This window comes from Escherichia sp. MOD1-EC6842 (assembly GCF_002965705.1).
Taxonomy (GTDB): Bacteria; Pseudomonadota; Gammaproteobacteria; order Enterobacterales; family Enterobacteriaceae; genus Escherichia; species Escherichia ruysiae.
Window position 1 is genome coordinate 377399 of record NZ_PTRF01000001.1, and the last position, 23786, is coordinate 401184.

General features: G+C 49.5%; 26 protein-coding genes and 1 other annotated feature. Of the genes, 18 read left to right on the top strand and 8 right to left on the bottom strand.

From position 1 onward, the window contains the following. Positions 1–4: 4 nt before the first annotated feature. The 3 genes from chbR (at position 5) to chbG (ending at position 3090) form a co-directional block, all read left to right on the top strand. The gene (chbR, locus tag A7Z29_RS02035; protein WP_000983663.1) at positions 5–847 is read left to right on the top strand and encodes a transcriptional regulator ChbR; all 843 of its coding nucleotides are present in this window, start codon (positions 5–7) and stop codon (positions 845–847) included. A 119-nt stretch (positions 848–966) separates the two neighbouring features. Beyond that, complete coding sequence (gene celF, locus A7Z29_RS02040; protein ID WP_105289717.1) at positions 967–2319, top strand: 6-phospho-beta-glucosidase; 1353 nt, start codon at positions 967–969, stop codon at positions 2317–2319. A 12-nt stretch (positions 2320–2331) separates the two neighbouring features. Continuing rightward, the gene (gene chbG / locus A7Z29_RS02045; protein ID WP_105289718.1) at positions 2332–3090 is read left to right on the top strand and encodes a chitin disaccharide deacetylase; all 759 of its coding nucleotides are present in this window, start codon (positions 2332–2334) and stop codon (positions 3088–3090) included. 46 nt (positions 3091–3136) lie between these two features. On the opposite strand, the gene katE is transcribed toward chbG, so the two are convergent. Further along, entirely contained in the window at positions 3137–5398 is a 2262-nt protein-coding gene (gene katE / locus A7Z29_RS02050) for a catalase HPII (protein ID WP_085460660.1), read from the bottom strand. A 182-nt stretch (positions 5399–5580) separates the two neighbouring features. On the opposite strand from katE, the gene cedA reads away from it, so the two are divergent. Beyond that, on the top strand, positions 5581–5844 hold the full coding sequence (gene cedA / locus A7Z29_RS02055) for a cell division activator CedA (protein WP_001241547.1): 264 nt from the start codon (positions 5581–5583) through the stop codon (positions 5842–5844). Positions 5845–5889: 45 nt separating this feature from the next. Here cedA and tcyP read toward each other — a convergent pair whose 3' ends face one another. The 3 genes from tcyP to hxpB form a co-directional block, all read right to left on the bottom strand. Beyond that, positions 5890–7281, bottom strand: coding sequence for a cystine/sulfocysteine:cation symporter (tcyP, locus tag A7Z29_RS02060; protein ID WP_001010734.1), 1392 nt, complete (start codon positions 7279–7281; stop codon positions 5890–5892). A gap of 132 nt (positions 7282–7413) precedes the next feature. After that, positions 7414–8004 carry a metal-dependent hydrolase gene (locus A7Z29_RS02065; protein ID WP_010345892.1) on the bottom strand — a complete coding sequence of 197 codons (591 nt, stop codon included), beginning with the start codon at positions 8002–8004 and terminating at the stop codon, positions 7414–7416. 162 nt (positions 8005–8166) lie between these two features. Beyond that, positions 8167–8835, bottom strand: a complete 669-nt coding sequence (gene hxpB, locus A7Z29_RS02070; RefSeq protein ID WP_000106829.1) for a hexitol phosphatase HxpB — start codon at positions 8833–8835, stop codon at positions 8167–8169. 146 nt (positions 8836–8981) lie between these two features. Between hxpB and A7Z29_RS02075 the strand changes: the two genes are divergently transcribed. Continuing rightward, a complete protein-coding gene (locus tag A7Z29_RS02075) occupies positions 8982–9518 on the top strand; it encodes a YniB family protein (protein WP_000222184.1) in 537 nt (178 codons plus the stop codon). Between the two features lie 40 nt (positions 9519–9558). On the opposite strand, the gene A7Z29_RS02080 is transcribed toward A7Z29_RS02075, so the two are convergent. The 3 genes from A7Z29_RS02080 to pfkB all read right to left on the bottom strand — a co-directional run bounded on the left by A7Z29_RS02080 (position 9559) and on the right by pfkB (position 11846). Beyond that, a complete protein-coding gene (locus tag A7Z29_RS02080) occupies positions 9559–10419 on the bottom strand; it encodes a fructosamine kinase family protein (RefSeq protein ID WP_000267674.1) in 861 nt (286 codons plus the stop codon). A 105-nt stretch (positions 10420–10524) separates the two neighbouring features. Then, positions 10525–10815: a type V toxin-antitoxin system endoribonuclease antitoxin GhoS gene (ghoS, locus tag A7Z29_RS02085; protein ID WP_000896963.1), complete on the bottom strand. Its 291-nt coding sequence runs from the start codon at positions 10813–10815 to the stop codon at positions 10525–10527. A 98-nt stretch (positions 10816–10913) separates the two neighbouring features. Continuing rightward, positions 10914–11846: a 6-phosphofructokinase II gene (gene pfkB, locus A7Z29_RS02090; protein WP_085460661.1), complete on the bottom strand. Its 933-nt coding sequence runs from the start codon at positions 11844–11846 to the stop codon at positions 10914–10916. Positions 11847–12132: 286 nt separating this feature from the next. On the opposite strand from pfkB, the gene A7Z29_RS02095 reads away from it, so the two are divergent. Beyond that, a complete protein-coding gene (locus A7Z29_RS02095; protein ID WP_085460662.1) occupies positions 12133–12891 on the top strand; it encodes a DUF481 domain-containing protein in 759 nt (252 codons plus the stop codon). A gap of 59 nt (positions 12892–12950) precedes the next feature. Here the strand turns inward: A7Z29_RS02095 and yniD are convergent, their stop codons facing one another. After that, positions 12951–13058 carry a small membrane protein YniD gene (gene yniD / locus A7Z29_RS02100; protein WP_001142445.1) on the bottom strand — a complete coding sequence of 36 codons (108 nt, stop codon included), beginning with the start codon at positions 13056–13058 and terminating at the stop codon, positions 12951–12953. 300 nt (positions 13059–13358) lie between these two features. Here yniD and thrS point away from each other — a divergent pair, with 300 nt between their 5' ends. From thrS to A7Z29_RS02160, 12 genes are all read left to right on the top strand, one after another. Next, on the top strand, positions 13359–15287 hold the full coding sequence (gene thrS, locus A7Z29_RS02105) for a threonine--tRNA ligase (protein ID WP_001144207.1): 1929 nt from the start codon (positions 13359–13361) through the stop codon (positions 15285–15287). Between the two features lie 3 nt (positions 15288–15290). Continuing rightward, positions 15291–15833 carry a translation initiation factor IF-3 gene (gene infC, locus A7Z29_RS02110; RefSeq protein WP_001700733.1) on the top strand — a complete coding sequence of 181 codons (543 nt, stop codon included), beginning with the start codon at positions 15291–15293 and terminating at the stop codon, positions 15831–15833. 92 nt (positions 15834–15925) lie between these two features. Beyond that, on the top strand, positions 15926–16123 hold the full coding sequence (gene rpmI / locus A7Z29_RS02115; RefSeq protein WP_001124225.1) for a 50S ribosomal protein L35: 198 nt from the start codon (positions 15926–15928) through the stop codon (positions 16121–16123). A gap of 52 nt (positions 16124–16175) precedes the next feature. Beyond that, complete coding sequence (gene rplT / locus A7Z29_RS02120; RefSeq protein ID WP_000124850.1) at positions 16176–16532, top strand: 50S ribosomal protein L20; 357 nt, start codon at positions 16176–16178, stop codon at positions 16530–16532. A gap of 116 nt (positions 16533–16648) precedes the next feature. After that, positions 16649–16773: a sequence feature (Phe leader region), on the top strand. Next, positions 16655–16699 (top strand): pheST operon leader peptide PheM, encoded by a 45-nt coding sequence (gene pheM / locus A7Z29_RS23360; protein ID WP_001386830.1) that lies wholly within the window; start codon positions 16655–16657, stop codon positions 16697–16699. It overlaps the preceding feature by 45 nt. 210 nt (positions 16774–16983) lie before the next feature. After that, entirely contained in the window at positions 16984–17967 is a 984-nt protein-coding gene (gene pheS / locus A7Z29_RS02130) for a phenylalanine--tRNA ligase subunit alpha (RefSeq protein ID WP_000018588.1), read from the top strand. 14 nt (positions 17968–17981) lie between these two features. Continuing rightward, a complete protein-coding gene (gene pheT, locus A7Z29_RS02135; RefSeq protein ID WP_000672315.1) occupies positions 17982–20369 on the top strand; it encodes a phenylalanine--tRNA ligase subunit beta in 2388 nt (795 codons plus the stop codon). A 4-nt stretch (positions 20370–20373) separates the two neighbouring features. Then, positions 20374–20673 (top strand): integration host factor subunit alpha, encoded by a 300-nt coding sequence (ihfA, locus tag A7Z29_RS02140; RefSeq protein ID WP_001229265.1) that lies wholly within the window; start codon positions 20374–20376, stop codon positions 20671–20673. 100 nt (positions 20674–20773) lie between these two features. Then, positions 20774–21754, top strand: coding sequence for a vitamin B12 ABC transporter permease BtuC (btuC, locus tag A7Z29_RS02145; protein WP_000956541.1), 981 nt, complete (start codon positions 20774–20776; stop codon positions 21752–21754). Positions 21755–21816: 62 nt separating this feature from the next. Continuing rightward, positions 21817–22368 carry a bifunctional thioredoxin/glutathione peroxidase gene (gene btuE, locus A7Z29_RS02150; protein WP_001154183.1) on the top strand — a complete coding sequence of 184 codons (552 nt, stop codon included), beginning with the start codon at positions 21817–21819 and terminating at the stop codon, positions 22366–22368. After that, entirely contained in the window at positions 22368–23117 is a 750-nt protein-coding gene (gene btuD, locus A7Z29_RS02155) for a vitamin B12 ABC transporter ATP-binding protein BtuD (protein ID WP_000029447.1), read from the top strand. Before btuE ends, btuD begins: the two co-directional genes overlap by 1 nt. 77 nt (positions 23118–23194) lie before the next feature. Continuing rightward, a complete protein-coding gene (locus A7Z29_RS02160) occupies positions 23195–23659 on the top strand; it encodes a C40 family peptidase (RefSeq protein WP_001209788.1) in 465 nt (154 codons plus the stop codon). Positions 23660–23786: the final 127 nt, after the last annotated feature.

Genomic DNA, 23786 nt, shown 5'->3' on the forward strand with positions numbered 1-23786 from the left:
GTCGATGATGCAGCCAGTGATTAATGCGCCGGAAATTGCCACTGCCCGTGAACAGCAGTTGTTTAATGGCAAAAATTTCCATGTGTTTATCTACAATAAAACGGAAAGTATTACTGGATTGCATCAGCATGACTATTATGAATTTACCCTGGTTTTAACTGGTCGTTATTTCCAGGAGATTAACGGTAAGCGCGTGTTGCTGGAACGGGGCGATTTTGTTTTTATTCCGTTAGGATCACACCATCAAAGTTTTTATGAGTTTGGTGCCACGCGCATATTGAACGTTGGGATCAGTAAACGTTTTTTTGAACAGCATTATTTGCCGTTGTTGCCTTATTGCTTTGTTGCTTCACAGGTTTACCGAACTAATAATACTTTTCTTACCTATGTGGAAACTGTGATTTCTTCATTGAATTTCAGCGAAACCGGTCTGGAAGAATTTGTTGAGATAGTCACTTTTTATGTCATTAACCGTTTACGTCATTACCGCGAAGAACAGGTTATTGATGATGTGCCACAGTGGTTAAAAAGTACGGTTGAAAAGATGCATGATAAAGCGCAGTTCAGTGAAAATGCGCTGGAAAATATGGTGATGTTATCGGCTAAATCGCAGGAGTATTTGACGCGTGCGACTCAGCGATATTATGGCAAAACGCCGATGCAGATTATTAATGAAATCCGCATTAACTTTGCCAAAAAACAACTGGAAATGACCAACTATTCTGTGACTGATATTGCATTTGAAGCCGGTTATAGTAGCCCAAGCCTGTTTATTAAAACGTTTAAGAAACTAACATCTTTTACACCAAATAGTTATCGTAAGAAATTGACTGAATTTAATCAGTAGCTATTGTCACTGATCATTAAATTTACATGCGTGCCTTATTTATCCTGGGGAGACCGGGATATTCCTGACGTAGAGGCAGGTATGAAGAATATCAGTATTTCCTGATGAAGGGAGAAATTATGAGCCAGAAATTAAAAGTCGTCACTATTGGTGGCGGGAGTAGTTATACCCCGGAACTGCTGGAAGGGTTTATTAAGCGTTATCACGAATTGCCAGTGACTGAATTATGGCTGGTGGATGTCGAAGGTGGTAAGGCAAAACTGGATATTATCTTTGATCTCTGCCAGCGAATGATCGATAACGCTGGTGTACCGATTAAACTTTATAAAACGCTTGATCGTCGTGAGGCGCTGAAAGGGGCTGATTTTGTCACTACCCAACTGCGCGTAGGTCAATTACCAGCACGCGAACTGGATGAACGTATTCCGTTAAGTCATGGTTATCTTGGCCAGGAAACTAATGGTGCGGGTGGCCTGTTTAAAGGTCTGCGCACCATTCCTGTGATTTTTGACATCGTAAAAGATGTCGAAGAACTTTGTCCGAATGCGTGGGTGATCAACTTCACTAACCCGGCGGGAATGGTCACTGAAGCGGTTTATCGTCATAGCGGATTTAAACGCTTTATCGGCGTATGTAATATTCCGATTGGCATGAAAATGTTTATCGGCGATGTTTTAGCCTTGAATGAGAACGATGATTTATCTATCGATCTGTTCGGCCTGAACCACATGGTGTTTATTAAGGATGTGTTGGTAAATGGCAAATCACGTTTTGCCGAATTGCTCGACGGCGTGGCGTCAGGGCAGTTAAAAGCGTCTGGCGTAAAAAACATTTTCGATCTGCCGTTTAGCGAAGGCTTAATTCGGGCACTGAACCTGTTGCCGTGTTCCTATTTGCTTTATTACTTCAAGCAAAAAGAGATGCTGGCGATTGAAATGGGTGAGTATTACAAAGGCGGCGCGCGTGCGCAGGTGGTACAGAAAGTCGAGAAGCAACTCTTTGATCTGTATAAAAACCCGGATCTGAAAGTGAAACCGAAAGAGCTGGAGCAGCGCGGTGGAGCTTATTACTCTGATGCAGCGTGCGAAGTCATTAACGCTATCTACAACGACAAGCAAACGGAACATTACGTTAATATCCCGCATCATGGGCATATTGATAATATTCCGGCAGACTGGGCGGTAGAAATGACCTGCACGCTGGGGCGCGATGGCGCGACTCCACATCCGCGCATTACGCATTTCGATGACAAAGTGATGGGGCTGATTCACACCATCAAAGGCTTCGAGATTGCGGCCAGCAACGCAGCACTTAGCGGGGAATTTAACGATGTGTTACTGGCGCTAAACCTTAGCCCGTTGGTGCATTCCGATCGCGATGCTGAGTTGCTGGCGCGTGAGATGATTCTGGCGCATGAGAAATGGCTGCCAAATTTTGCCGACTGCATAGCAGAACTCAAAAAAACACATTAACCGGGGCTGATTATGGAACGCTTACTGATTGTTAATGCCGATGATTTTGGCTTAAGCAAAGGTCAGAACTACGGCATTATCGAGGCCTGTCGAAACGGTATTGTCACGTCAACGACGGCGCTGGTGAATGGTGAAGCTATCGACCATGCGGTGCAGTTGAGTCGTGATGAACCGAGCCTGGCAGTTGGGATTCATTTTGTTCTCACCATGGGCAAGCCGCTGACTGCAATGCCGGGTTTAACCCGCGAAGGCGTGCTGGGGAAGTGGATCTGGCAACTGGCGGAAGAAGATGCTTTACCGCTAAAGGAAATTGCTCAGGAACTTGCCTGTCAGTATCTGCGTTTCATTGAGCTATTTGGGCGCAAACCTACACATCTTGATAGCCATCATCATGTGCATATGTTCCCGCAGATTTTCCCGATTGTGGCAAAGTTTGCGGCTGAAGAGGGGATTGCGTTGCGCATCGACCGTCAGCCGTTATTTAGCGATGGTGATTTACCCGCTAAATTGCGCAGTTCGCAGGGCTTCAGTAGCGCGTTCTATGGTGAAGAGATTAGCGAGTCACTGTTTCTGCAAGTGCTGGATGATTCCAGCCATCGCGGTGAACGTTCGTTGGAAGTAATGTGCCATCCGGCGTTTGTCGATAATACAATTCGCCAGAGTGCTTATTGCTTTCCACGGTTAACGGAGCTGGAAGTGTTGACATCAGCATCGTTGAAGTATGCCATTGCCGAGCGAGGTTATCGGTTGGGTAGTTATCTTGATGTGTAAGGAAGTTTGTAAAGTCACTCCCCTGGGGGAGTGACTTTATTCATATTTACGCCGGAATTTTATCAATCTTAGGAATACGTGACCATACGCGGTGCGCTGCCATTAGCGTTAATAGTTCATCCATAAAACTACCGTCGGCGCTGTCGGCTTCCACGATCCCTTCTTCACCCTGGTCATCAACCTTGATTGTCGCCTTAAACTTGCGTGCGTCTCCTGCCAGCGCAATCGGTTTAAGGTGTTTGTAGGCTTCCATCAGGTAATAGTTTGCATCGCCGTTGTCGGCAATATCGGCGATATTGCCGCAAGGGACAATCACCGCATCGACCGTCAGCGATGGTGCCCCGGCAAAGGTAGCGGCTATTGGCAGCACCGTACCGTCATCGGCAGTCACTTCACCCATCCGCGAATAAAGCAGTTTGGCATGAACGCCTTTAGCTTTCAGCGCCTTGAGGATTGACAGAAGGTCTGCCGATCTCACTTCATCATTAAGCAAAATCGCTACCACACGACCTTTCACATCACCATCAGGAATGGCATACAGACTCAACGCAGGATCTTTTATCAGCCCGTTTACGTCAGGTGGCGGCGTAATATTCAGCTGATCGTCAGTCAGTTCGATACCGAGATTTTTTGCTACCGCCTGCGCCAGAGTCAGATCAATATGCGCCAACTGGTCAACGACGCGTTCACGAATATAAGGTCGTACAACTTTGCTTAACTCAAAGCTGAAACCATCGACAATATGGCGTTGCTCGAACGGCGTCTGACTTAACCAGAACAGGCGCGGATGCGAATAGTATTCGCCAAATGATGGGCTGCGCTCCCGCACTTTATTGCCTTCCACGCGCTCCTGGTATGATTCAAATCCACCGCGTTTTGGCCCCGGCGGCGTTTCGCGCGGCCAGTTATCGTTGATCGAGTTCGGTTCGTAATTCGCCGGGTTAGTGTCGATTCCCATCCGATGCATACCGTCACGCTGGAAATTGTGGTACGGGCAGGTAGGGCGATTAATCGGAATTTCATGAAAATTCGGCCCGCCAAGACGGCTGATTTGTGTATCGGTATAGGAGAACAAACGCCCCTGCAACAGCGGATCGTTGGTGAAATCCAGACCGGGGACAATATGACCAGGATGGAAAGCTGCCTGTTCGTTTTCGGCAAAGAAGTTATCCGGGTTACGGTTAAGCACCATTTTGCCGACGCGCTGAACGGGGACTAACTCTTCCGGGATGAGTTTCGTTGGGTCAAGCAGGTCGAAGTCGAATTTGAATTCATCTTCTTCGGGGATCAACTGGAAGCCCAGTTCATACTCCGGGAAGTCGCCTGCTTCAATGGCTTCCCACAGTTCGCGGCGGTGGAAGTCTGGATCACGTCCGGTAAGTTTCTGCGCTTCATCCCAAACCAGCGAGGCTTTACCTGCCAGTGGTTTCCAGTGGAAACGCACAAAGGTTGCTTTACCTTCGGCGTTAATCAGGCGGAAGGTGTGAATGCCGAAGCCTTCCATGGTGCGGTAACTGCGTGGTATTCCGCGATCTGACATCGCCCACATCACGTTGTGGAGCGTTTCTGGTTGCAGGGAAACATAATCCCAGAAGGTGTCGTGGGCGCTTTGCCCTTGCGGAATTGCCCAGTGCGGTTCTGGTTTTACCGCATGAACAAAGTCCGGAAATTTGTGTGCATCCTGAATAAAGAAGACAGGCGTGTTGTTACCCACAAGATCAAAAATGCCTTCTTCGGTATAGAACTTGGTGGCGAAACCACGGATATCACGCACCGTATCTGCCGAACCTGCGCCACCCTGAACGGTAGAGAAACGCACGAACACCGGGGTAATTTTGTTCGGATCTGACAGGAAGTCGGCTTTGGTTATATCGCTTAAGTTTTTATATGGCTGGAAATAACCGTGAGCGGCTGACCCACGCGCGTGAACGATACGTTCCGGGATACGTTCATGGTCGAAGTGGGTGATTTTCTCGCGCAGAATAAAATCTTCCAGCAGCGTTGGACCACGGCTACCGGCTCGCAGGGAGTTTTGATCGTCGGCGATGCGCACGCCCTGATTAGTGGTCAGCGCATAATTTTCACTGCCTTTGCGTACGTCTTCCAGAGAGTTTAGTTTTTCGTTACGCGTATCAGGAGCTTTCAGACTCCCAGGGGCGGTAGGTTGTGCGCCTGGCGGGGTCGGTTCAGCCGCTGGACGATGAGATCCGTCTTCAGGTGCCAGTGAGTCCATTCCCGGTTTCGCTTCGCTGGAGTCGTGTAGTGGTGACTGGTGCTGATGTGGGTTCTTTTCGTTATGTTGCGACATTGAACTCGTCTCCTTAATTCATTACTGAAAGGGCCGCTGTTTTGGTCAAAAAACCCTCTAACTATAGACCATCAGGGTGATCTCGCTCTGGAAGCGGTGCCAGAGAAGGTATTCGGGAATATACGCAAAGCAGGACGGACGGGGGGTAAATCAGCTAAACTACAATTTTTCTGATTTTTAATATGCGTTTAGTGAAGCCAGTAATGAAGAAACCGCTACGTCAGCAAAACCGCCCGATTATTAGCTATGTTCCTCGCACGGAACCTGCGCCGCCAGAACATGCGATTAAGATGGATTCGTTTCGCGATGTCTGGATGCTGCGTGGCAAATATGTTGCGTTTGTGCTGGTTGGGGAATCATTCTTGCGCTCACCTGCGTTTAATGTGCCGGAGTCGGCTCAGCGTTGGGCTAATCAGGTGCGCCAGGAAAATGAGATCGAAGAATAAATAAACGCCTGTCGAAGGACAGGCGTTTTGCGTTATAAACCAGGATTAACGGTGTGCCAGTTCGGCGTCGTCTTCGCTGTCCAGAATGGACTTATCGGTTTGCTTAAGCCACTGGCTGGTCAGCGTACCTGCGGTCATTGAGCCGCTCACGTTCAATGCAGTTCGACCCATATCGATAAGCGGTTCAACGGAGATTAACAAAGCCACCAGCGTTACCGGCAAGCCCATTGCTGGCAGAACAATCAACGCGGCGAATGTCGCACCACCACCAACACCTGCAACACCGGCAGAACTGACGGTAACAATACCGACCAAAGTTGCAATCCACATCGGATCCAGCGGGTTAATACCCACCGTTGGCGCTACCATTACGGCCAGCATTGCCGGATACAACCCGGCACAGCCGTTTTGACCAATGGTCGCCCCGAAAGAGGCGGCAAAACTGGCGATAGATTCAGGAACACCCAGACGACGCGTTTGTGCTTCAACGTTCAGTGGAATAGACGCAGCACTGGAACGGCTGGTGAAAGCAAATGTCAGCACCGGCCACACTTTGCGGAAGTATTTCAGCGGGCTGACGCCATTAATACCCAGCAGAATGCCATGCACCGCAAACATAATGATAAGACCCAGGTAGGACGCGACAACGAAGCTACCCAGCTTAATGATGTCTTGCAGGTTGGAACCGGCAACCACTTTGGTCATCAGCGCAAGCACGCCGTAAGGGGTGAGTTGCATGACCAGGCGAACCAGTTTCATCACCCAGCTTTGCAGTGTGTCGATAGCTGTTAAGACGCGTTCACCTTTCGGCGCATCATCTTTCAGCAGTTTCAGCGCAGCTACACCCAGGAATGCCGCAAAAATTACCACGCTGATAATTGATGTCGGATTCGCACCGGTCAGATCGGCAAACGGATTTTTCGGGATAAAAGACAGAATGAGTTGCGGAACACTTAAATCTGCGACTTTACCGACATAGTTGCTTTCAATAGCGTTCAGGCGAGCAGTCTCAGCGCCACCCTGAACCAGACCTTCAGCAGTCAGACCAAACAGGTTAGTCACCAGCACACCGACCAGCGCCGCAATCAGCGTGGTAAACAGCAGCGTACCGATGGTCAGAAAACTGATTTTTCCTAACTGAGATGCGTTATGCAGGCGAGCAACCGCGCTCAGAATAGAGGCGAATACTAACGGCATAACGATCATTTGCAGTAGCTGAACATAGCCGTTACCGACAATGTTAAACCACTGTACAGAATCTTTAAGTACCTGGCTGTCAGAACCATAAATGGTATGCAGAGCAAGGCCAAAGACCACGCCCATCACCAGACCCACCAGCACTTTTTTTGCCAGACTCCACTGTTTGTGGCGGGCCTGAGCCAGCACAAACAGCAGAACAACGAACACTACGATGTTCGCAATTAATGGAAAGTTCATCCCCGTTCTCCTGATCTTATTATTTCTATCACTGTGTAACAGTCATAGTGTTGGCGCAAGATTAACAGAACTGTGAGCTGGCTCTTATATTCAAATGGAATTGCTTATTCCAGAAAGGTGATTTTTGCCTTTTTAGTATTCAACCTGGTGCTTAATAAGGCGATGAAACTGGATCTGCAAGGTATTGATCATTTGCGATGACCAACGAACCGCGCTGTTTTCAGGCAGGGAATGGGGCATCCACACCGACCAGACAAATAATGCCATGCAGAGAAAACGTTCCAGCTGATTGCCCTTTTGTGGCACCAGAATTGGCAGGCGAAAGCGCCAGCGACACGGCCAGAGCAGGGGAACACCAGCCGGTGTCAGCATATCGGCAAGAATATGACTCAAATAACCCAGCACCATACCTTGCAGTGCATCAGCCGGAATAAACCAGCTTTCCGGCACCTTGAGATAAAAGGTTGCCAGCAGGGCAAATACAGCCAGCAAACTGTGGGTAAATCCACGGTGTCCAAATGCGCGGGCAATGGGTTTTGATATCCACCTTAATCGCTGCCCAAGAAACGATTTTGGGTGGTCGATGTCCGGTAACAGACACGTTAAGATCGCGGAAGGGACAATATGCCACCAGTCACCCTGTGCCAGCACGGGCGTCAGCTCGGCATTTTTGGCAAATACCGCACAAGCAATAGAAAAGAGAAGGTGACCTTCCGCCGTCATGATAAAACTCACTAAACTGTCGATACGTACAGTATAGGATTTTTATACAGTGCGCGGAAGTGGTGACGGTGTAACTCTTTATCACAAAATGATGATAAATCCGCCAGTTGAATAAAAATTCAGATAAAAAGCCAGGGGCAGTTATGGCACTGCCCGATTTTATTAGCCGAGGAGGTCGGTCGCGGTCAATTCGGTGAGAGAGGAAAGTTTTACGTTCGCCAACACAAAACGGGGATCATTTTGCGCTTCGGGCGCGGGGACGACGATAGAACGCATACGTGCCGCTTTAGAGGCGATCATGCCGTTTACAGAGTCTTCCAGCGCCACGCAGGCGAGAGGATCAACGCCCAGTTTTGCTGCACAGTCGAGATACACTTGTGGATGCGGCTTGCTGTAAGGCAGCTTTTCGGCGGAGGCGAGGGCATCGAAACTGTCACGTAAGTCAAACATGGTCAGCACTTTTTCCAGCATATGCAAAGGTGATGCGGAGGCCAGACCTACCAATAATCCTTGTTCTTTGCATAGCGCAACGGCCTCACGCACACCAGGCAGTAATGGTCGCGTCTCTTCAACCAGTGAAATGGCACGGGCAATAACCCGTTCAACTACCTCCTGGCGACTCGGCCCATTCCACGGTTGCCGGGCATACCACAGATCAACCACCATATCGATGCGTAAACCTAAGGTGTCCGGTAGCTCGTTACGACGGGAGATATCTACCCCCAGGCTTGCCATCACATCCAGTTCGGCTCGATCCCATAAAGGTTCTGAGTCGATAAGTAATCCATCCATATCGAAAATTGCAGCAAGAATCTGACGCGGGGTTGACATTACAACCTCTCCTTTAGAGCATTATGTGTAAGGTATTAAGCAGTGCTTATGATTAAGCGCCTATCATATCGCCTTTAAAGAATGGGCGAAAACAGATATCTACAGGTAAACTAATTGAAACGACGCGTCTTAATCAAGGAGAACTCATGACGTATCAACAAGCTGGACGCATTGCTGTTTTGAAAAGGATTTTGGGTTGGGTGATTTTTATACCGACACTTGTTTCCACGTTAATTTCCTTGCTGAAGTTTATGAATGTCCGGCAAGAATCCCAGGAAGGTATCAATGCTGTAATGCTCGACTTTGCGCATGTCATGATCGATATGATGCAGGCGAATACGCCTTTTCTGAATCTGTTCTGGTACAACTCACCGACGCCCAATTTTAATGGTGGCGTGAACGTTATGTTTTGGGTGATTTTCATCCTGATATTTGTGGGGCTTGCGCTGCAAGACTCTGGTGCCCGTATGAGCCGCCAGGCGCGCTTTTTGCGCGAAGGTGTTGAGGATCAACTCATTCTGGAGAAGGCTAAAGGGGAAGAGGGGTTAACGCGTGAACAGATTGAGTCACGCATTGTTGTGCCACACCATACTATTTTCTTACAGATTTTCTCACTCTATATCCTGCCGGTAATTTGTATTGCTGCGGGGTATGTGTTCTTTTCTTTGCTTGGATTTATTTAAGTAAAAGGCCGCATGGAGCGGCCATTATCATCAATCCACATCACGCAGCTAACAATCTATCCAGTGACTGCTGGGCAATAACCAAATGCTGCCCGCCAAACAACCTTGCACGGTTAAGCAACGTGTAGAGTTGGTAAATTGGTTGACGTTCGAGGAAATCTGCCGGTAGCGGTGAAACGGACTGATAGCCGTCATAGATTTGTGGCGGCTGTTCGGTATGCAGTGGCAACATCGCCAGATCGCACTCTCTGTCGCCCCAGTAACAAGCAGGGTCGAATATATACGGCCCCTCCGGGCCCAGAGCGCAGTTTCCAGACCATAAATCGCCGTGTAACAGTGATGGCTGTGGCTGATGAGAGCTCAGGCGTTGCTTAATATGCTCGACGATGGAGTCGATATTGCCGAAGGCGATCCCTTTTTCTGCTGCCAGTTCCAGTTGCCAGCCAATACGTTGTTCAGCAAAGAACGTTGACCAGCGACGTTGCCAGGTATTGGGTTGTGGAGTAGTGGAAAGTGCGTTATCGAAATCGAGGCCAAATTGCGGCTGGTCACTCCATTGATGCAGGTGCGCAATTTGCTGTCCTAAAATAAATGCGTTATGTGCATCCAACGGGCGGGGCGGGAGATAGTCCATCACCAAAAAACTGTAGTCGCGGTCAGCGCCAACAGCCCAGACTTTAGGCACGCTGACCGTTTTACTGCGCGACAGTAATTCCAGCTGGTCGGCTTCGGCGGTAAAACCGGAAAGCAGTTCCCTTTCATCACATTTGACGAAAAAGTCACGTCCTGCGTAGCGTAAATGCCATGCGGCATGGACTTCTCCGCCAGGCAGTTCATTACGCAGTTCGATTTCGCCTTCACCTAACTGCTCGCTCAAAAGACGACTGATTGCCTGCCACATGATGTCTCTCCCATGTTGTCTGCCAGATCATAAGGTTAGCGCAGGAATGCGGTGCAAAAACACGAGCTAACGCACACCACAGACTGATTATTGCCCAAAAACCATTTATTTTCTGTTGCTATGCCAGTCCTCCCAGGTGGTGATCATGATCTCTGGGTCTTTGCCTGTGGCGCTTTGGGTGAGTGCGGCAACCAGCTCTCTTATTTCATCTTCACTTTGAGTACTGATAAGCCCAAAGGTGTTCGTTCCCAGCTCATGGATATTTCCGTCATCATCCGTCATGGTCAGTAAAAAACCGTCGCGTGTCAGAAAGTTATTTAACTCATTAATTTCAGTTAATGTGTCTTCATGCAACATGACAGTAATGACATAACGGACAAGATCGCCACCAGCCATAATTCACCTCTTTGTTATCACGTGATTTTTTAGCATAGTCGGAGAAACGCGTTGTCGACAGGTTTATGGTGATTCCCCCAATGATTGGGGGAATATCTCTATAAGTGGGAAAGGTAAGCGTAAATTTTTTGCGTATCGTCATGGGAGCACAGACGAGTTCCTTGATTGAGCGTGGCGGCGCTGCCCGCAGCGACCCCAAAACGAACCATCTCTGCAAGAGAGGCATTTTCTGCCAGCTTCAGCGTCATCGCGCCGACCATGCTGTCACCTGCACCGACGGTACTCTGGCTTTTCACCGGTGGTGGCACAACCTGAATGCAGTTTTCGCTGTCCACCCCCAGCGCGCCCTGCGGGCCAAGGGAAACGACAACCCGTTTGGCTTTGCCGCTATTAACGATTTCCTGCGCGGCTTTGCGTACATCATCAGGCTGGGTGAGTTCGCGGTTAACCAGTGCGCTTAGCTCTTTCTGGTTAGGTTTAACCAGTTCAATGTTGCCAATGGCCAGGGCTGCACTTAAAGCCTCGCCAGAACTGTCGACGATGCAGCGAATCCCTTGTCTTTGCGCAGCTGAAATAAGCTGAGTTAATTTTTCCAGCTTCACACCTGGGGGCAGGCTTCCGCTTATGACCAGAATGGCTCCAGATTCAATTTCCAGAACTTGCTCTTCAAGTTGACGATATTCATCGTCACTTAATGTCGCGCCAGGCATGACAAATCGGTACTGTTCACCTGTAGACTCCACATGTACGTGCAGATTCTGGCGGGTCCAGTCTTTTGCTTCGACAGTCGCAACCGGGACATTTTCATCAGCCAGCAGTGAAACCAGATGTTCGCCAGTCGCTCCGCCAGCCGGGAAGATTGCCGTGGCGCTCCCACCAAGGTGGGCAATGGCGCGGGCGACGTTAATACCGCCGCCACCGGGCTCGAACACCGGTGCGGTACAACGCAGTTTTCCTTCGGGATAAATTTGCGGGGTAATTGTTGCGCTATCGAGAGAGGGCGCAAGTGTCAACGTATAGATACGTACCATCATTTCCTCCTATAGGCTGATTTCAGTCTGGCACTGAATCAGTGGAAAGTGAAGAAATTAACAATATGATTTATTGGATATTTATATGAAATTAATAAGATGAAGATATATAAATAAATATTTGTTTTCGTAATGTGCTTATTCAAAAAATGAAATAAGAAGTCGTTGCTAAGTTTTTCACTCCTTTTTATAATTTGTCACCTTTCCAGGGACGCTACTCTTTGATCCTTAAGAAAGTTTCCGGGACCGCGATGGTCTCTTTTTTTGTTGTACGGACTTTTAATAAATGAAGCTTTTGAAGACAGTTCCTGCCATCGTTATGTTGGCGGGGGGTATGTTTGCGTCTCTGAATGCAGCTGCCGATGATTCCGTTTTTACTGTCATGGACGATCCTGCCAGCGCCAAAAAACCTTTTGAAGGTAATCTGAATGCAGGCTACCTTGCACAATCAGGTAACACGAAAAGTTCTTCACTAACGGCTGATACCACTATGACCTGGTATGGGCATTCTACTGCCTGGTCGCTGTGGGGGAATGCCAGTAATACTTCTTCTAACGATGAGCGTTCTTCGGAAAAATATGCGGCGGGCGGGCGTAGCCGTTTTAATTTAACTGACTATGACTATTTATTTGGTCAGGCAAGCTGGCTGACAGACCGCTATAACGGTTATCGCGAACGCGATGTGTTGACTGCGGGTTATGGTCGCCAGTTTTTGAATGGCCCGGTACACAGCTTCCGCTTTGAATTCGGTCCTGGCGTGCGTTACGACAAATATACCGACAATTCCAGTAAAACCCAGCCGCTGGGTTATGCTTCAGGGGCTTACGCGTGGCAGTTGACCGACAACGCGAAAATTACCCAGGGCGTTTCCGTCTTTGGCGCAGAAGATACGACACTGAACTCGGAAAGCGCGTTAAATGTGGCTATTAATGAACATTTCGGTCTGAAGGTGGCGTACAACGTTACATGGAACTCTGAACCGCCTGAATCGGCTCCAGAACATACCGATCGCCGAACAACGTTATCGCTGGGATATAAAATGTAATTACTGCCGGGCCGCGACGAGCGGTCTGGCTTTTTCGTTAGCTAATAGCGTTCTACCATTCAACCCCAAATCATTGCCGCCCAACGCAGTAACAGCATAGCGCCACAAATAGCCAGTAGCACCACCACCATCTTCCAGTGTTTTTTGTCAAAACGTTTTGTCGGCATGTGTTTTCCTGCGTATTTCGAGTGGTCAATAAGCGAGTGTAACAAAATGGGCAGGCGTTGCCTGTATTGATTTATATCATTTCGATCATGATGATTGCCGCTTTGCCCGATAACAAATACCGTGTAAACTGCCAGACGGTATTATCAGAAAGTGGGTGTAGGTCTGGCATCGCTAATCAGCATGTTGTGACATATTTCGCAGAGTGAAGCGGGAATCAGCCCAAACCTTTTTGGTAAATTTCATATGAATCTTTGTATGTGATCTTGCGTATGGGTCACCACTGCAAATAAGGATATAACATGCCTGTTATTACTCTTCCTGATGGCAGCCAACGCCATTACGACCACGCTGTCAGTCCCATGGATGTTGCGCTGGACATTGGTCCAGGTCTGGCGAAAGCCTGTATCGCAGGGCGCGTAAATGGTGAGCTGGTTGATGCTTGCGATCTGATTGAAAACGACGCACAACTGTCGATCATTACCGCAAAAGACGAAGAAGGTCTGGAGATCATTCGTCACTCCTGCGCGCACCTGTTAGGGCACGCGATTAAACAACTTTGGCCGCATACCAAAATGGCAATCGGCCCGGTTATTGACAACGGTTTCTATTACGACGTTGATCTTGACCGCACGTTAACCCAGGAAGATGTCGAAGCACTCGAGAAGCGGATGCATGAGCTTGCTGAGAAAAACTACGACGTCATTAAGAAGAAAGTCAGCTGGCACGAAGCGCGTGAAACGTTTGTTAAACGCGGCGAGAGCTATAAAGTCTCCATCCTGGACGAAAATATTGCCCATGATGACCAGCCAGGCCTCTATTTCCATGAAGAATATGTCGATATGTGCCGTGGTCCGCACGTACCGAATATGCGTTTCTGCCATCATTTCAAACTGATGAAAACGGCAGGCGCTTACTGGCGCGGCGACAGCAACAACAAAATGTTGCAGCGTATTTACGGTACTGCGTGGGCAGATAAAAAAGCCCTCAACGCTTACCTGCAGCGCCTGGAAGAAGCCGCTAAACGCGATCACCGTAAAATCGGTAAGCAGCTTGACCTGTATCATATGCAGGAAGAAGCACCGGGTATGGTATTCTGGCACAACGACGGCTGGACAATCTTCCGCGAACTGGAAGTGTTCGTTCGTTCTAAACTGAAAGAGTACCAGTATCAGGAAGTAAAAGGTCCGTTCATGATGGACCGCGTCCTGTGGGAAAAAACCGGTCACTGGGACAACTACAAAGATGCGATGTTCACCACGTCTTCAGAGAACCGTGAATACTGCATTAAGCCGATGAACTGCCCGGGGCACGTACAAATTTTCAACCAGGGGCTGAAGTCGTATCGCGATCTGCCGCTGCGTATGGCCGAGTTCGGTAGCTGCCATCGTAACGAGCCGTCAGGTTCTCTGCATGGCCTGATGCGTGTACGTGGTTTTACCCAGGATGACGCGCATATCTTCTGTACTGAAGAACAAATTCGCGATGAAGTTAACGGATGTATCCGTTTAGTCTATGATATGTACAGCACTTTTGGCTTCGAAAAAATCGTGGTCAAACTTTCCACTCGTCCTGAAAAACGTATTGGTAGCGACGAAATGTGGGATCGTGCTGAGGCGGATCTGGCGGTTGCGCTGGAAGAAAACAACATCCCGTTTGAATATCAACTGGGTGAAGGCGCTTTCTACGGTCCGAAAATTGAATTTACCCTGTATGACTGCCTCGATCGTGCATGGCAGTGCGGTACAGTACAGCTGGACTTCTCCTTGCCGTCTCGTCTGAGCGCCTCCTATGTAGGCGAAGACAACGAGCGTAAGGTTCCGGTAATGATTCACCGCGCAATTCTGGGGTCAATGGAACGTTTCATTGGTATCCTGACCGAAGAGTTCGCTGGTTTCTTCCCGACCTGGCTTGCGCCAGTGCAGGTTGTTATCATGAACATTACCGATTCTCAGTCTGAATACGTTAACGAATTGACGCAAAAACTATCAAATGCGGGCATTCGTGTTAAAGCAGACTTGAGAAATGAGAAGATTGGCTTTAAAATCCGCGAGCACACTTTGCGTCGCGTCCCATATATGCTGGTCTGTGGTGATAAAGAGGTGGAATCTGGCAAAGTTGCCGTTCGCACCCGCCGTGGTAAAGACCTGGGAAGCATGGACGTAAATGAAGTGATCGAGAAGCTGCAACAAGAGATTCGCAGCCGCAGTCTTAAACAATTGGAGGAATAAGGTATTAAAGGCGGAAAACGAGTTCAAACGGCGCGCCCTAACCGTATCAATGGCGAAATTCGCGCCCAGGAAGTTCGCTTAACAGGTCTGGAAGGCGAGCAGCTTGGTATTGTGAGTCTGAGAGAAGCTCTGGAGAAAGCAGAAGAAGCCGGAGTAGACTTAGTCGAGATCAGCCCTAACGCCGAGCCGCCGGTTTGTCGTATCATGGATTACGGCAAATTCCTCTATGAAAAGAGCAAGTCTTCTAAGGAACAGAAGAAAAAGCAAAAAGTTATCCAGGTTAAGGAAATCAAATTCCGTCCTGGTACAGATGAAGGCGACTATCAGGTAAAACTCCGCAGCCTGATTCGCTTTCTGGAAGAGGGTGACAAAGCCAAAATCACACTGCGTTTCCGTGGTCGTGAGATGGCGCACCAGCAAATCGGTATGGAAGTGCTTAATCGCGTGAAAGACGATTTGCAAGAACTGGCAGTGGTCGAATCCTTCCCAACGAAGATCGAAGGCCGCCAGATGATCATGGTGCTCGCTCCTAAGAAGAAACAGTAAGGCCATCAAGTAATTATTCCTGTGAGCTTCGGCTCACAGGGTGATTCGCCTTTGTTTCTGTTTATCAACAATGCGAAGTGGAAGTTATTAAAATGCCAAAAATTAAGACCGTACGCGGTGCTGCTAAGCGCTTCAAAAAAACCGGTAAAGGTGGTTTTAAGCACAAGCACGCTAACCTGCGTCACATTCTGACCAAAAAAGCGACCAAACGTAAACGTCACCTGCGTCCGAAAGCCATGGTTTCCAAAGGCGATCTGGGTCTGGTAATCGCGTGCCTGCCGTACGCATAAGCCGTTAACGTTTTTAACTTTTTAATTAGAATATAGATACAGGAGAGCACATATGGCTCGCGTAAAACGTGGTGTTATTGCACGCGCACGTCACAAGAAAATTTTGAAACAAGCTAAAGGTTACTACGGTGCGCGTTCTCGCGTATACCGCGTTGCCTTCCAGGCTGTTATCAAAGCTGGTCAGTATGCTTACCGTGACCGTCGTCAACGTAAGCGTCAGTTCCGTCAACTGTGGATTGCGCGTATCAACGCAGCAGCACGTCAGAACGGTATTTCTTACAGCAAATTCATCAATGGCCTGAAAAAAGCCTCTGTTGAAATCGACCGTAAGATCCTGGCTGATATCGCTGTATTCGACAAAGTAGCGTTCACCGCTCTGGTTGAAAAAGCGAAAGCAGCTCTGGCATAAGCCAGTTGGAAGAGGGAGCTAGTCTCCCTCTTTTCGTTTCAACACCATCAGAACATTGACTTTTATCGTCAATGCCTTTTCAATAAAGGTCTTTTGAAGAGTACCAAAAGGTAACGCAAGCAATGAATGCTGCTATTTTCCGCTTCTTTTTTTACTTTAGCACCTGACACCAGGAGGCTAGCGCGTGAGAAGAGAAACGGAAAACAGCGCCTGAAAGCCTCCCAGTGGAGGCTTTTTTTGTATGCGCGTTTTGAAGAATAAAAAGCTTGTCTCATCAGGCGTAATTATCGCCGCCATTCTGGACACGGACAGTGCGGAGAAACCGGAGCGTACTTTTCAGTACGTGAGGCTTTCGAGCACTGCCCAGGACAAAATGGCAAGTAAAATAGCCTGATGGGATAGGCTCTAAGTCCAACGAACCAGTGTCACCACTGACACAATGAGGAAAACCATGTCACATCTCGCAGAACTGGTTGCCAGTGCGAAGGCGGCCATTAGCCAGGCGTCAGATGTTGCCGCGTTAGACAATGTGCGCGTCGAATATTTGGGTAAAAAAGGGCACTTAACCCTTCAGATGACGACCCTGCGTGAACTGCCGCCAGAAGAACGCCCGGCAGCCGGTGCGGTTATCAACGAAGCGAAAGAGCAGGTGCAGCAGGCGTTGAATGCGCGTAAAGCCGAACTGGAAAGCGCGGCGCTGAATGCGCGCCTGGCAGCGGAAACTATTGATGTCTCCCTGCCTGGTCGCCGTATTGAAAACGGCGGTCTGCATCCGGTGACTCGGACCATTGACCGTATCGAAAGTTTCTTCGGTGAGCTTGGCTTTACCGTGGCGACCGGACCGGAAATCGAAGACGATTATCATAACTTCGATGCTCTGAATATTCCTGGTCACCACCCGGCGCGCGCTGACCACGACACTTTCTGGTTTGATGCGACCCGTCTGCTGCGTACCCAGACTTCTGGTGTACAGATCCGCACCATGAAAGCTCAGCAGCCGCCGATTCGTATCATCGCGCCTGGACGTGTTTATCGTAACGACTACGACCAGACCCACACGCCGATGTTCCATCAGATGGAAGGCCTGATTGTTGATACCAACATCAGCTTTACCAACCTGAAAGGCACGCTGCACGACTTCCTGCGTAACTTCTTTGAGGAAGATTTGCAGATTCGCTTCCGTCCTTCCTACTTCCCGTTTACCGAACCTTCTGCAGAAGTGGACGTCATGGGTAAAAACGGTAAATGGCTGGAAGTACTGGGCTGCGGGATGGTGCATCCGAACGTGCTGCGTAACGTTGGCATCGACCCGGAAGTTTACTCTGGTTTCGCCTTCGGGATGGGAATGGAGCGTCTGACTATGTTGCGTTACGGCGTCACCGACCTGCGTTCATTCTTCGAAAACGATCTGCGTTTCCTCAAACAGTTTAAATAAGGCAGGAATAGATTATGAAATTCAGTGAACTGTGGTTACGCGAATGGGTGAACCCGGCGATTGATAGCGACGCGCTGGCGAATCAAATCACCATGGCGGGTCTGGAAGTTGACGGTGTAGAACCGGTTGCCGGTAGCTTCCACGGCGTGGTTGTTGGTGAAGTGGTTGAGTGTGCCCAGCATCCGAATGCGGACAAACTGCGTGTGACCAAAGTTAATGTCGGCGGCGATCGTCTGCTTGATATCGTCTGCGGTGCGCCAAACTGCCGCCAGGGTCTGCGTGTGGCGGTAGCGACCATTGGTGCTGTACTGCCGGGCGATTTCAAAATTAAAGCGGCGAAACTGCGTGGTGAACCGTCTGAAGGGATGCTGTGTTCCTTCTCTGAGCTGGGGATTTCTGACGATCACAACGGCATTATCGAACTGCCAGCGGATGCGCCAATTGGCACCGACATCCGCGAATACCTGAAACTTGATGATAACACCATCGAAATCAGCGTTACGCCAAACCGTGCCGACTGCTTAGGCATCATTGGTGTTGCGCGTGACGTGGCTGTGCTGAATCAACTACCGCTGATTGAACCGGAAATCGTTCCGGTTGGTGCGACCATCGACGACACGCTGCCGATTGCAGTAGAAGCGCCGGAAGCCTGCCCGCGTTATCTTGGTCGCGTTGTAAAAGGTATTAATGTTAAAGCGCCAACCCCGCTGTGGATGAAAGAAAAACTGCGTCGCTGCGGTATTCGTTCCATTGATGCGGTAGTTGACGTGACCAACTATGTGCTGCTCGAACTGGGTCAACCGATGCACGCTTTCGATAAAGATCGTATTGAAGGCGGCATTGTGGTGCGGATGGCGAAAGAGGGTGAAACGCTGGTGTTGCTTGACGGTACTGAAGCGAAGCTGAATGCTGACACCCTGGTCATTGCCGATCACAACAAGGCGCTGGCGATGGGCGGCATCTTCGGTGGCGAACACTCTGGCGTAAATGAAGAAACGCAAAACGTCCTGCTGGAATGTGCTTTCTTCAGCCCGCTGTCTATCACCGGTCGTGCTCGTCGTCATGGTCTGCATACCGATGCGTCTCATCGTTACGAGCGTGGTGTTGATCCGGCACTGCAGCACAAAGCGATGGAACGTGCGACCCGTCTGCTGATTGACATCTGTGGCGGTGAAGCTGGTCCGGTAATCGATATCACTAACGAAGCAACGCTGCCGAAGCGTGCGACCATCACTTTACGTCGCAGCAAACTGGATCGTCTGATTGGCCATCATATTGCAGATGAGCAGGTGACCGACATTCTGCGCCGTCTCGGCTGTGAAGTGACCGAAGGTAAGGACGAGTGGCAGGCAGTTGCGCCGAGCTGGCGTTTCGACATGGAGATTGAAGAAGATCTGGTCGAAGAAGTGGCGCGTGTTTACGGCTACAACAACATCCCGGATGAACCGGTACAGGCAAGCCTGATTATGGGCACTCACCGTGAAGCTGACTTGTCACTCAAGCGCGTGAAAACGCTGCTCAACGACAAAGGCTATCAGGAAGTGATCACCTATAGCTTCGTTGATCCGAAAGTTCAGCAGCTGATCCATCCAGGCGTTGAAGCCTTGTTGCTGCCTAGCCCGATTTCCGTTGAAATGTCGGCAATGCGTCTTTCTCTGTGGACTGGCCTGCTGGCAACCGTGGTGTACAACCAGAACCGTCAGCAAAACCGCGTGCGCATTTTTGAAAGCGGTCTGCGTTTCGTACCAGATACTCAGGCACCGTTGGGCATTCGTCAGGATCTGATGTTAGCTGGTGTTATTTGCGGTAACCGTTACGAAGAGCACTGGAACCTGGCAAAAGAGACCGTTGATTTCTATGATTTGAAAGGCGATCTTGAATCCGTACTCGACCTGACCGGTAAACTGGCTGACGTTGAGTTCCGTGCAGAAGCGAATCCGGCACTGCATCCGGGACAATCCGCAGCGATTTATCTGAAAGGTGAACGTATTGGTTTTGTTGGGGTTGTTCATCCTGAACTGGAACGTAAACTGGATCTTAACGGTCGCACTCTGGTGTTCGAACTGGAGTGGAACAAGCTCGCAGACCGCGTGGTGCCTCAGGCGCGCGAGATTTCTCGCTTCCCGGCGAACCGTCGTGACATCGCCGTTGTGGTCGCAGAAAACGTTCCTGCTGCGGATATTTTATCCGAATGTAAGAAAGTTGGCGTAAATCAGGTAGTTGGCGTAAACTTATTTGACGTGTACCGTGGTAAGGGTGTTGCGGAGGGGTATAAGAGCCTCGCCATTAGCCTGATCCTACAAGATACCAGCCGTACACTTGAAGAAGAGGAGATTGCCGCTACCGTCGCCAAATGTGTAGAGGCATTAAAAGAGCGATTCCAGGCATCATTGAGGGATTGAACCTATGGCGCTTACAAAAGCTGAAATGTCAGAATATCTGTTTGATAAGCTTGGGCTTAGCAAGCGGGATGCCAAAGAACTGGTTGAACTGTTTTTCGAAGAGATCCGTCGCGCTCTGGAGAACGGCGAACAGGTGAAACTCTCTGGTTTTGGTAACTTCGATCTGCGTGATAAGAATCAACGCCCGGGACGTAACCCGAAAACGGGCGAAGATATTCCCATTACAGCACGGCGCGTGGTGACCTTCAGACCCGGACAGAAGTTAAAGAGCCGTGTCGAAAACGCTTCGCCCAAAGACGAGTAATCTGATCTAACTAAAAAGGCCGCTCTGCGGCCTTTTTTCTTTTCACTACTGGCGAGTCACCGTAAAATCAACGAAATGACTCTTCAGCAGAACGGATACCATGCTGACACTTGCCCGCCAACAACAGCGACAAAATGTACGCTGGTTATTTAGCCTGTCAATATTAATGCTGCTGGCGCTTCTTTTAAGCCTCTGTGCTGGTGAACAATGGATCTCGCCAACTGACTGGTTTACTCCACGAGGCGAGCTTTTTGTCTGGCAAATACGTCTTCCACGCACGCTGGCTGTATTGCTGGTTGGTGCTGCGCTGGCGTTATCCGGCGCAGTAATGCAGGCGCTATTTGAAAACCCGCTTGCAGAACCAGGGTTACTCGGCGTCTCTAATGGTGCAGGTGTAGGGCTTATCGCCGCTGTATTGCTGGGGCAAGGGCAATTACCTGAGTGGGCGCTGGGGCTTTGTGCCATTGCTGGTGCACTCATTATCACTTTAATTCTCCTGCGTTTTGCCCGCCGTCATCTTTCGACCAGCCGATTATTGCTGGCGGGAGTTGCATTAGGGATTATCTGTAGCGCATTAATGACGTGGGCCATTTACTTTTCCACATCGGTTGATTTGCGCCAGTTAATGTACTGGATGATGGGCGGCTTTGGCGGTGTTGACTGGCGGCAAAGCTGGTTGATGGTGGCGTTGATCCCGGTGTTGTTGTGGATTTGCTGTCAGTCCAGACCGATGAATATGTTAGCTCTTGGCGAGGTCTCGGCGCGACAGCTGGGGTTGCCTCTTTGGTTCTGGCGCAATGTGCTGGTAGCAGCGACCGGCTGGATGGTCGGCGTCAGTGTGGCGCTTGCTGGTGCTATTGGATTTATTGGTCTGGTGATCCCGCATATTCTGCGGCTGTGTGGGTTAACCGATCACCGTGTTTTACTTCCTGGCTGTGCTCTGGCAGGCGCTACGGCATTGCTACTCGCCGATATTGTCGCTCGTCTGGCACTGATTTCCGCCGAGCTGCCAATTGGTGTAGTCACCGCTACGTTGGGCGCACCGGTGTTTATCTGGCTATTGTTAAAAGCAGGACGTTAGCCGCAAAAAGACGGTCTATGATTAAAAGCTAAGATTTTTACTGACCACATCCAGGAGACACGATGCAAGATTCCATTCTGACCACTGTAGTGAAGGATATCGACGGTGAAGTGACCACGCTGGAGAAATATGCCGGTAATGTACTGTTGATTGTCAATGTCGCCTCAAAGTGTGGCTTAACGCCGCAATATGAGCAGCTGGAGAATATTCAGAAAGCCTGGGCCGATCGAGGTTTTGTGGTGCTGGGATTCCCGTGCAACCAGTTTCTGGAGCAAGAACCGGGCAGCGATGAAGAGATTAAAACTTACTGCACCACCACCTGGGGGGTGACGTTCCCGATGTTCAGTAAGATTGAAGTTAATGGCGAAGGACGCCATCCGCTGTATCAAAAATTGATTGCCGCAGCGCCGACCGCAGTCGCGCCGGAAGAAAGCGGATTCTATGCGCGCATGGTCAGCAAAGGTCGTGCACCGCTGTACCCTGATGATATTTTGTGGAATTTTGAGAAATTCCTGGTAGGCAGAGATGGCAAAGTCATCCAGCGTTTTTCCCCGGATATGACGCCGGAAGATCCCATTGTGATGGAAAGCATTAAACTGGCGTTGGCAAAATAATGTCTATTGTGATGCAGTTGCAGGATGTAGCGGAATCAACCCGCCTGGGGCCGCTTTCGGGTGAGGTTCGGGCAGGGGAGATCCTGCATCTGGTGGGGCCGAACGGCGCGGGTAAGAGTACCTTGCTGGCGCGAATGGCCGGAATGACCGGCGGTAAGGGAAGCATTCAGTTCGCGGGGCAACCACTGGAAGTATGGTCCGCAACAAAACTCGCGCTGCATCGCGCCTATCTTTCACAGCAACAAACACCGCCATTTGCTATGCCGGTCTGGCATTACCTGACCCTGCATCAGCATGATAAAACGCGTAGCGACCTGTTAAACGATGTCGCCGGGGCGCTGGCTCTTGATGACAAACTCGGACGCAGCACTAATCAACTTTCCGGCGGTGAATGGCAACGTGTACGTCTTGCTGCGGTAGTGCTGCAAATCACACCACAAGCCAATCCCGCAGGCCAATTACTGCTTCTTGATGAGCCGATGAACAGCCTTGACGTTGCGCAACAAAGTGCGTTAGACAAAATTCTGAGCGCGCTGTGCCAGCAAGGGCTAGCGATTGTGATGAGCAGTCACGATCTCAATCACACATTGCGTCACGCGCATCGGGCATGGCTGCTAAAAGGTGGAAAATTATTGGCCAGTGGACGCAGGGAGGACGTTCTGACACCGCCGAACCTGGCGCAGGCCTATGGGATGAATTTCCGCCGTCTGGACATTGAAGGTCACAGAATGCTGATTTCGACAGCCTGATAACAATAGCATCTTGAAAATCGGGTAATTTCGACGCTAAATTAATGCAAGAATAAAAAACAGAGGATTCGTACGGAATGCGTTTCTGCCTTATTTTAATCACAGCACTGTTTCTGGTCGGGTGTAGTCACCATAAAGCGCCGCCACCAAACGCCAGACTTTCTGACTCTATTACCGTGATTGCTGGTTTGAACGATCAACTACAAAGCTGGCATGGTACACCTTATCGTTATGGTGGTATGAGTCGTCGCGGGGTTGACTGCTCAGGCTTTGTGGTCGTAACGATGCGCGATCGTTTCGATTTGCAGTTGCCGCGTGAAACAAAGCAACAGGCCTCTATCGGTACTCAAATTGATAAAGACGAGTTGCTGCCAGGCGATCTGGTTTTCTTCAAAACCGGCTCTGGGCAAAATGGTTTACATGTGGGTATTTATGATACCAACAACCAATTTATTCACGCCTCTACCAGTAAAGGGGTGATGCGCTCTTCCCTTGATAATGTCTACTGGCAGAAAAATTTCTGGCAAGCGAGACGAATCTAGTATGTCGAAAAGGACGGTGATGATACATCACCGTCCTTTTACTTCTGAATGCCGTAGTATTTTTCAGACAAAAATTCCGTAAATGGAATATTCGTTTATAATTAGAATAATCTAAAAAAGGACCCAT

What these genes read in the sequence shown, in the direction of transcription:
- chbR (WP_000983663.1), top strand. Translation starts at nt 5, where the DNA reads ATGATGCAGCCAGTGATTAATGCGCCGGAAATTGCCACTGCCCGTGAA.
- cedA (WP_001241547.1), top strand. Translation starts at nt 5,581, where the DNA reads ATGCGTTTAGTGAAGCCAGTAATGAAGAAACCGCTACGTCAGCAAAAC.
- A7Z29_RS02160 (WP_001209788.1), top strand. Translation starts at nt 23,195, where the DNA reads ATGCGTTTCTGCCTTATTTTAATCACAGCACTGTTTCTGGTCGGGTGT.
- btuC (WP_000956541.1), top strand. Translation starts at nt 20,774, where the DNA reads ATGCTGACACTTGCCCGCCAACAACAGCGACAAAATGTACGCTGGTTA.
- btuE (WP_001154183.1), top strand. Translation starts at nt 21,817, where the DNA reads ATGCAAGATTCCATTCTGACCACTGTAGTGAAGGATATCGACGGTGAA.
- rplT (WP_000124850.1), top strand. Translation starts at nt 16,176, where the DNA reads ATGGCTCGCGTAAAACGTGGTGTTATTGCACGCGCACGTCACAAGAAA.
- pheS (WP_000018588.1), top strand. Translation starts at nt 16,984, where the DNA reads ATGTCACATCTCGCAGAACTGGTTGCCAGTGCGAAGGCGGCCATTAGC.
- btuD (WP_000029447.1), top strand. Translation starts at nt 22,368, where the DNA reads ATGTCTATTGTGATGCAGTTGCAGGATGTAGCGGAATCAACCCGCCTG.
- katE (WP_085460660.1), bottom strand. Translation starts at nt 5,398, where the DNA reads ATGTCGCAACATAACGAAAAGAACCCACATCAGCACCAGTCACCACTA.
- hxpB (WP_000106829.1), bottom strand. Translation starts at nt 8,835, where the DNA reads ATGTCAACCCCGCGTCAGATTCTTGCTGCAATTTTCGATATGGATGGA.
- A7Z29_RS02075 (WP_000222184.1), top strand. Translation starts at nt 8,982, where the DNA reads ATGACGTATCAACAAGCTGGACGCATTGCTGTTTTGAAAAGGATTTTG.
- A7Z29_RS02065 (WP_010345892.1), bottom strand. Translation starts at nt 8,004, where the DNA reads ATGACGGCGGAAGGTCACCTTCTCTTTTCTATTGCTTGTGCGGTATTT.
- pfkB (WP_085460661.1), bottom strand. Translation starts at nt 11,846, where the DNA reads ATGGTACGTATCTATACGTTGACACTTGCGCCCTCTCTCGATAGCGCA.
- yniD (WP_001142445.1), bottom strand. Translation starts at nt 13,058, where the DNA reads ATGCCGACAAAACGTTTTGACAAAAAACACTGGAAGATGGTGGTGGTG.
- chbG (WP_105289718.1), top strand. Translation starts at nt 2,332, where the DNA reads ATGGAACGCTTACTGATTGTTAATGCCGATGATTTTGGCTTAAGCAAA.
- thrS (WP_001144207.1), top strand. Translation starts at nt 13,359, where the DNA reads ATGCCTGTTATTACTCTTCCTGATGGCAGCCAACGCCATTACGACCAC.
- A7Z29_RS02080 (WP_000267674.1), bottom strand. Translation starts at nt 10,419, where the DNA reads ATGTGGCAGGCAATCAGTCGTCTTTTGAGCGAGCAGTTAGGTGAAGGC.
- celF (WP_105289717.1), top strand. Translation starts at nt 967, where the DNA reads ATGAGCCAGAAATTAAAAGTCGTCACTATTGGTGGCGGGAGTAGTTAT.
- A7Z29_RS02095 (WP_085460662.1), top strand. Translation starts at nt 12,133, where the DNA reads ATGAAGCTTTTGAAGACAGTTCCTGCCATCGTTATGTTGGCGGGGGGT.
- ghoS (WP_000896963.1), bottom strand. Translation starts at nt 10,815, where the DNA reads ATGGCTGGTGGCGATCTTGTCCGTTATGTCATTACTGTCATGTTGCAT.
- rpmI (WP_001124225.1), top strand. Translation starts at nt 15,926, where the DNA reads ATGCCAAAAATTAAGACCGTACGCGGTGCTGCTAAGCGCTTCAAAAAA.
- ihfA (WP_001229265.1), top strand. Translation starts at nt 20,374, where the DNA reads ATGGCGCTTACAAAAGCTGAAATGTCAGAATATCTGTTTGATAAGCTT.
- tcyP (WP_001010734.1), bottom strand. Translation starts at nt 7,281, where the DNA reads ATGAACTTTCCATTAATTGCGAACATCGTAGTGTTCGTTGTTCTGCTG.
- pheT (WP_000672315.1), top strand. Translation starts at nt 17,982, where the DNA reads ATGAAATTCAGTGAACTGTGGTTACGCGAATGGGTGAACCCGGCGATT.